Annotated in this window: 3 protein-coding genes; all 3 read left to right on the top strand. The window is 58.1% G+C overall.

Annotated elements, in window-relative coordinates; translation table 11 throughout:
- The coding region (locus FYJ85_RS22520; RefSeq protein ID WP_206213416.1) for a PA14 domain-containing protein at positions 1 to 2,397 on the top strand (2,397 nt) is incomplete at its 5' end.
- Entirely contained in the window at positions 2,397 to 3,356 is a 960-nt protein-coding gene (locus FYJ85_RS22525; RefSeq protein ID WP_154420937.1) for a hypothetical protein, read from the top strand. The genes FYJ85_RS22520 and FYJ85_RS22525, both read left to right, overlap by 1 nt.
- Before the next feature lie 38 nt (positions 3,357 to 3,394).
- The coding region (locus tag FYJ85_RS22530) for an RHS repeat protein (RefSeq protein ID WP_206213417.1) at positions 3,395 to 8,870 on the top strand (5,476 nt) is incomplete at its 3' end.

Below are 8,870 nucleotides of genomic sequence, written 5' to 3' on the forward strand. Positions count from 1 at the left end.
GTGAGCGTGTCGGGAGCCGAAACCCGCCGCAGCCCGGCCGTTCAGGTTCTGCCGGAATTCACGGCAGAGGAGAAGGCCTACTTCGAGTGGAAATACAGATACTTCGGCGACACGCCGACCCTCGCAGACGACGACCCCGACGGCGACGGACTCTCGAATTATCAGGAGTTCCTCCTCGGCTCCAATCCCCGCATCGCCCCGCCCGGGGCCGAAAGCGAACTTTCCGTCGAAAAACAACCCGGTTCCCTCGTGAAATATTACAGCGGCACCTGGAGCAAGCTACCGGACTGGACGGCACTGTCTCCGTTCAGAACGGAGATCCGGGAACGCTATTGCTTCCAGACGGATGGAGAAATCCTGAACAGTCGGAAGGAGGATTATGTCGGCCTGACCGTCGATGGCTTTTTCGATTTGGCGCAGAATGGTGTTTATCAGTTCGTTCTTTCCAGCGACGAAGGTTCCCGATTGCTGATCGACGGCAGGGAGATTGTCAGAAACGACCATCTCGGCTCCGGTTTGGAATACTTTGCTTCCGTGCCGCTTGCAACGGGCATTCACTCTTATCGGATTGAGTATTTCGAACGTGCCGATGGTGCTCGACTGAAGCTCTACTGGTCCGGTCCCGGCTTTACGCGGCTTCCGTTCGAAGAGAACGGTCATTGGCATGTGGATGAATCGAATGCCGCTTTCCGGGAATTTTTCGCGTGGCGGAAGGATTCGGATGGCGACGGCCTCCGTGATGCGGATGAAATCAAACTCGGAACCGACCCGTTGAATCCGGATTCGGACGGCGATGGTATTTCGGATGGCGATGAGGTCAATCGGTATCGAACTGATCCGTTGAATCCGGATTCGGATGGTGACGGAATTCCAGATCGGGAGATGCTGGAGCTTTTCGATCCTGACAATCCGGCCGCGGAACCGTTCGGCCTGGAGCCGGTGCTGAAGATCAATCCGGCAAAATTCACCGCTTCCACCGGCAGTTGGGAAACTCCGCAGGAACGTTATGCGATGTCTTCCGACACGAGAGGCGAGCTTTCCTATCAGGCGGTTATGCCGGAAGGCAATATCTACCGTTTGCGCGTCGCATTCGATCAATTCTTCCCGGAAGCCCGCGAAGTGAAGCTGAATGCATACTGGGATGAGACATTTATCGGCGGAATTACGCTCGATATGGGGGCTGAGAGCGCGGAACTGACGGCATACACGCCATGGACTCCGGCGGGGGAGCATTCCCTGCGACTCGTCTGGGACGGCCATCGCCGCGAAGTGGTTCTCCGCATCGTCGATATTGAATTGCAGCGGATCAACGGTCCCGATTCCGACCGGAACGGAAAAGCCGACTGGGTGGATGCTTATCTCGCCAGGCGCGAAACGGTGCACGAATTCGGCGGAAGCCGGATTTCTCCGGCAAATATCGGCGGGAACAGCAGATATCCCGGGCTTGTTCGGGTCAATGGAAATACCGAACCGGTCCTGGCATCGGATGGCCGCTGGTTTGCAGATATTCCGCTTGATCCGGAAAACGCGGTTCCGGTGGAGGTCTCCTTTCAGAACGGCGGCCGGACCGTTTCGGATTTCGTCGTATGGAGTGAGACAAATCTGATCGGGGAAAACGGTGCGGCAATTACACTCCGCGAAAACGACTCCCTGAAACTGAATGTCTGCCCGGCAGATGCGACAGATGGCAGCTGGCGCATTCGCGGAATGGAGCAGGAGTGGAGCGGAGATATTTCGAGCCCGCTGATCCTCCGTTTTCCGTCTGCGGGAGAATTCGCTCTCGAAGGCGAGTATTTCGATGCGAAACGGCAGGTGGCCGGCGTCGGGAAAATCACCGTGCGGGTCGTCGGATATGCGTTTCCGGACGCGGAGCCGGCATTCTGGGTGAATCGACTCCGTTCATGGGATGCCGCGGCGTGTCCGGCCGGAGTCGTGCTGGAGCCGGGCAAAGCCATCACGTTTTTCGAGTATTCCTCTGCATTGGAGAACGGCCATATCCGTTATCGCATGGGGATTGGCGGAGTTGCTGACACCGGCGTATTTGCCCGGATCGAAAACGGTCCGGTTCTGGCGCTGGCGAAGGTGAAGCCGTTCCGGATTTATTCAAGCAGTGAAACCTATGTTGCCCAGGCGGAAGGGTACGATGATGGAACGGGGCTTTATGAAATGCCGCTGATTGCATCTCCGGTATTGCCGGATACGGAAATCCGGCTGCGCATCTTCGTCTCCGGCGTACTGTTCGATAACGGAACGACGGAAATCCGGCTGCATGCGGAGGATTTTGATGAACGCGGTATGGCAAAAGCCCGTTTTCTGAAACATCCGGAGGCGACGACTTCTGTCTGCCATACGCTTCAGGTTTATCAGAACGACATCTACGTGGGAATCCGTCACTGATGAAAAAGCGCAATTTTCTGATCGCGGCGCTCCTGGCAATTATTGTTGTCGGAGTCGTCATTTTACAGCAGCGGGGCGAAGAGGAGGAGGTTTGCGTTGCTGCGCAGGGGCAGCGTTGTCCGCAGGTTGTCAGGGATTCGGAGGTTGATGAGGAGCAGACGGGGCCGGAATCGGGAAACAATGCTTCACGTATGGTTTCGGGAAAACGGAATTTATCGGTTGCGGTTTCGCAAATCGTGGATGATTCCGGTGATATCCTGAAACGTGTGAGACTGGTGAACCGGCTTTCGGACAACCTGTCGGCGGCTGACCGGCAGGCGTTGTATGATTACCTGAAATATGGTCCGGACAATCGGGAAACCCATCATCTGAAGAATGACATTCTGAATGTATTGCGCAGTCAGTTAACCCCTCCGCCGGAGCTGACGCAGGTTATGCTGGATATTTTTTATGACGAGGGGCAGAGCATGACGATGCGGAGCTATGCGCTTCAGCATATGCGTCCGTGGTACTGGGAGGAGAATATGCGCGACCCGGCTGTGAAGCAGGCTTTTTACGATGGGTTGGAGCAATCCGGCAACGAGCTTTCCGGTGTGGCGCTTCTGGCTTTGGCCTATCTCTCCGAAGAACTGCCGGACGAATTTGACCGTGTGTTCATTGCGGAAAGGGCCGCCGTGCTGGCGGGTTCTCCGGAGGTCTCCGCCTTGACCCGGGTTTCGGCGCTTGACGTGAGTTCACGTAATGGAAATGCTTCGGCGCTGGAGGTTGCACGCGGCATCCTTGCTGCGGAGGAGGAGAGCCTTATGCTGCGTGCGGCCGCCTGCGGAGCGATTGGCCGGCAGGGGAACGCTTCGGATCTCGAACTTCTGGCCCGTGCCGGCCGGGAGAACCCGGGAGTTCGGGCCGCGTCCGATGCGGCGGCAAAGAAAATCACCGATCGTTCCGGGGTGGTTCGGTAGAAACAGAAACAACTGATCACATAAAAGGATTTTCCACGTTGAACAAGACTAAATTTCTGTTGTCGGCGCTTCTTGCAGCCGGATCGGCCGCCCTGTTCGGAGCTCCGGAGAACAATCCGACCGAGTGTAAACTATACGGTCATGACATGGGGACCACCCCGGTGAATATTCCGTGCAGCGGCCGGGTGTCGGCAGTGCCGGGTTCCGCCACAATTTATCAGTATGAGGATTACGTGCCTTTTTTCGTTACTGAATTGCAGGGGGGCGGAATCTATTGGACAGAGACGTGTCGTCGATGCGGTGCCAAGGGCAGGAGCGATCATACCGGGCATGATGTGGGGACATCGATCACCGGGGCGAATCCGGGCGGCAGCGTCAACAGCAATACGCCGGGAACCTTTCCCGTTACGTTGACGATCCATTGCGCTATGTGCGGCACGGTGGCCCGCGGTTCCGCTCTGGTCACAGTTGTTGCGAATTCGAATCCTCCGCCGCCTTCGCCGCCGACTCCCCCTGTATGGCCGCCGACTGATCCGGAGAAAGAGGTCGAACCGTCTCTTCCGCCCAATCCGAATGACGATGGCTATCCGGGAGAAAATCCGGGCGGCGGCGGAGATACCGGCGGAGGCGGCGGAGGCGGCGGAGGAGGCGGAGGAGGAGGCGGCCCGACTCCTCCGGGATTTCCCAGTTATCCATATCCGCCGGTGGGTGAGCCACCGGCCCCGAATGAGAATGATCCCGGTCCGTATTCGACGCATCGTTTTCCTGCGAATGCACAGCCGGCTTATGTCGATGTTTTCGGTTTGCCGCTGGAGTTGAAGCGTCCGCAGGCGGAGGAGGAAAAGGACCAGCCGGATTCGTTTTTTCGAATTGATATGGCCACGTTCATGCCTTCATTCTCGACGGCGGATATTTCAATTCCGGTCGGAAATGGAGACCTGAAGCTGGAAATTCGCCGTAATTACAATATGCAGGGGAAAATGCGCAGCTTGAATTTCGGTCATGGATGGCATTCGAATCTGGTTTCGCATGCCTGTTATCCCGGAGAGAGGCTGTCGGTGATTCCCACCGATCCCGGGCCGGGTCACACGTCGGTACTGGCCGATGTCGTGACGGTGACGGATGAAGACGGTCGGGATTTTAACTTTGTTTTCGCCAAGACGCTCGGCGTGGTTCCTGATTATGAAAAGGCGTTTTCCATCGATACGAGCGGCGGGGGTACTCGTTACAAAGTCTTTACGCCGTGGGTAACCAACAGCGGAGAGTCGGATGCGACCAAGACCTTTGTTTACCTCGATACGACCAGCGGCGAATTGGTCTGGTGCAGGAAGTACGGTACCCGTTACACATTCCGGGACCTGGCGCCGGGGGAGGAACACTCCTTCTTCCTGCCGCAGAAAGTAACGGACCGTAACGGCAATTCGGTTCTGTATGAATATGATGCGTACCGCCGGCCGATCAAGCTGAAATATGAACAGGCGCCGCAGATCGCCGTGGAGATCGACTACGACGAACGGGGTTGCATCAGCGAGGTCCGGGACCCGGAAGGAAACGCTTGGCGTTACCAGTATGTCTTTGTTGATGCGGTGACCGACACCCGAATTCTGCTGACCGAGGTGAGCGCGCCCCCAACGATGCCGGGAGGAAAGCGGGCAGTGACACGTTATTCGTACGGGGCGATGGCGATGGCCGGCCTTGATCAGTTTTTTGAGGAACTCAAGCCGGAGGAAGGGCAGGAGTTTCCCCGATATATTCAGGTCGAAAAAAAGGACCGGATCATCGAAGCGATTGCTACCGTCACCTATCCGAACGGTTCGATCTACAAATTCAATTATGTGGATTATCCTCAGGTGGATCTGACGACGCAAAAACTTTTTTGTGTGCAGACTCCGGTTGGCGATACCTTTTTTACGCAGTTGGAGGCATGTAACGTCATCAAGCCGGGATATGAGATTGATCTTACCGATCCCGATTGGGAAAACAAGATTCCGCGCCGCGACATGTTATGGAATTACGTGGTTGACATCAACGGCAATCGCTGGGACTACCAGTTTCAAAACCGCGTGACGAGCGGGCGCAAACTGAATGCGGACGGAACGCTTTCCGGTGTGGTCGAGAGTTATTGCTATACTCAGACGGCCCGGATGTTTTCGCATTCCGAAAACGGTCTTCCGGTAGGGGAGCCGGAGACGGTGATCTGGAAATACGAAGTCAGTTCTCCGGAGTTTGCGGTCAATCTCGTGCAGACGCAGGACTCGAACGGTTACCGGACCCGCTACAATTATCCGTTGCCGGTATATGATTCCACCCGCGTTCCGGGGAGCGGGCTGGGTGGAGGCGGCGCCTGTATTGCCAGCGGATATAATTACTTTGCCGCCGGCAATGTCAAGGAGGAGATTTATATCGCGGGGGAAGAATCCGTCATAAAAGGATTCGATTACAATCCGCAGAATAACCTGATGACCAAACTGGTGACGCCGCGTGGCGTTGCCAGTACCTATCTGATGGACGCAAGGGGAAACCGTCTTCGCGAGACCACGACCTATCAGGGACAGTTTCGGGAGCTTGCTTTCGAGTACGACATTTATGGCAACGTGAAGAAATCGGTCGATGGTGACGGGCGGGTAACCCTGACCGCCCGTACTTACACGCCGACCGGCTGGACGGATACGGTGACCAGGAGGGGAACTGGCGGTGAGCTGAATCTGACAATGGTTCGCAAATACGACCGGCGCGGCTGCCTGGTGGAGGAGACCGATCCCAACGGCAACGCCACGAATTACGAATATAACGCTTACGGCCAGCTCATAAAGAAGATCGAGCCTGCTGTCGACGGAAGTCGGGCGGAAACGATGTATGAGCGCAATCTCTCCGGGCAGGTCGTCAGAATGACCGATCCCCGCGGGAATGTGACGGAATATCGTTATGACAAGTTGTACCGGATCGTTCAGGTCCGCCGTGTCATGTCCGGGGGAGGGGAGCAGGATCTGGTAACCGGCTATACGTACGACAAGGCGGGTAACCGTACTTCGGTGACGGATCCCGAAGGGTGCATGACCACCTGGTATTATGACGGCCTGCGCCGTCTGGTGTGGGAGTCGAAGCCGAATCCGGCGGGTGGTGACCGGTTGACCACCCGCTATGAATATGGAGAGAACTCCGGCAGCAATATCTTCGACGACGAGGGGTTCAAACCGACGAAGATCATCGACCCGAAAGGGATCGTGACCGAGATGACCTACGATTCGCGCTTCCGGCTGCTGACCACGAAGCGCGACGGCGTGCTGCTTGAGACGAACGAATACGATGCCGACGGCAATGTGACGAAGAAGACGGTGCACAATTCGACCGGCGATCAGGTGACGGAGATGACCTACGATGCGTTCGGCAGCCCGTTGACTGTGACGCGGCGGATGGGCGGGAACGCGGCGGATGATCTGGTGACGGTGACCGAGTACAGCGCGGGCGGCCTTCCGGTCCGGGTGATCGATCCGGCCGGGACGGTTACGGAGACGGTTTATGACGGCGCGGGCCGCAAGCTCCGCGACACGGTGAAGATTCCGGACGGTACGGACATCGTGACCGAATATGCGTATGATGCGAACGGCAATGTGACCTCGACCACGCTGAAGAATGCGCTCGGCGGCGGCGACCAGACCACGGTGACCGCCTACGACGCCCGGAACCGGGTGATATCGGTGACCGATCCGGAAGGGAATACCGCGTACACCGCCTATGACGCGAACGGCAACAAGATCCGCGAAACCGATCCCGCCGGCAACGTGACCGATTATGAATACGATGCCGCGAACCGTCTGGTGAAGACGGTTTTTCCGGCGGTTTATGACGGCGAGACCGGCACGACCCGCCGTCCGGAGACGACGAACGTCTACGACCGCCGCGGGCTGGTTGTCTCCTCGACCGACGTGCGCGGCACGACGACGACGAATGAGTACGATATTCTCGGCCGTCAGGTGAAGAGTACGGTTCAGCTCGAAAATTCGCAGCAGCTTGTGACGGAAAACGAGTACGACGCGCTCGGCAACGTGATCGTCGTGACGACCTGGCGCGGAACTCAGCCGCTGGTTACGGCGACGGAGTACGACAGTTTCAACCGTCCGGTCAAAGTGACCGACCCGGCCGGAAACAGCGAGCGCTATACCTGCGATACGGTCGGCAACAAGCTGACCTCGACCGACAAGCGCGGCTATGTGACGGATTTCACCTACGACCGCGCCAACCGCCTGGTCATGACGCGGATGCCGCGGCTGGAGAACAATACCCGCCCGACCGCGACGACCGCCTACGACAAGGCGGGCCGGGTGGTGGCGGAGACCGACCCGAACAACAAGACCAGCCGCAGCGAATACGATGCCGCCGGGCGCAGGATAAAATCGATCAATGCTGCCGGTCAGGAAACCGTTTACACTTACGACAGCGCCGGGAACATTCTGACCCGGACAGTAGCCGGGCAGGTGACAAGGTATGCGTACGACAAGCGGAATCTGCAGTTGAGCGAAACGCTGAATCCGGGCGACGCGGAGTTCGAGCGCGTCACGACGAACCAGTACGACAGCCGCGGCAACCGGACGCGGCGGATTCAGCCGGACGGCGCGGTGACGGACTACGCCTACGACGCGCAGAACCGGATGCTGAGCGCGGTTCAGGAGGGCGCCCCGCAGGAGACCCGGAGTTACACCTGCAACGCGGCGGGTGCGATCACGTTTGTTGCGGAAGGCGACCGCGCGACCGGTTACACGCTGGACAAACTCGGGCGCACGGTGGAGGAACGCACCTTCGTCAAGAGTCCGCTCGATTCGACCTGGATTCCGAAGAGTCTGGTCTCGAGCATCTACGACGTGGTCGGCAACCGTCTTTCGGTCACTTACCCGGATAACCGGACCCTGACCAGCGCCTACGACCTGCGGAATCTGCTGACCTCGGTTTCAGACGGAACGCGGACGACGGCCTACGGCTACGACGCGGCGGGGAACCGCACCTCGATGCTGATGCCGAACGGCGTGGTTGCAAACTACACTTTCGACAGCAACAACCGGCTGACGAAAATTGCGCATACGAACGTGGCGGGGACGAACCTGTACACCGCGCAGTACACGCTTGACGCGGCGGGAATCCGCACAGCGGTGATCGAAACCGGGGTGAACCGTGCGAACCGGGTGCTTGCGTTTGAGTACGACGACCTGTACCAGTTGACCCGCGAGGCGGATTCGCTTCGCAACAGCGGCAGTCCGGTCGTCTATGCCTACGACGCGATGGGCAACCGGACGCGGAAGGTGGACAACGGCATCACGACCGACTACACGGTGGACAAGCTGAACCGCGTGACGGCGGCGACGACTGGCGTGACCGTGATCTCCTACACCTACGACGCGAACGGCAACACGGCGTCGAAGACGGCGGCCGGCGTGACGCGCACCTGTCACTATGACCGTGACAACCGCCTGATCCGTGTTTCGGAAGGGGAGGGGGATGAAGAAATCTTCACGGCGGTCT

It is taken from the genome of Victivallis lenta, from assembly GCF_009695545.1.
Classification (GTDB): domain Bacteria; phylum Verrucomicrobiota; class Lentisphaeria; order Victivallales; family Victivallaceae; genus Victivallis; species Victivallis lenta.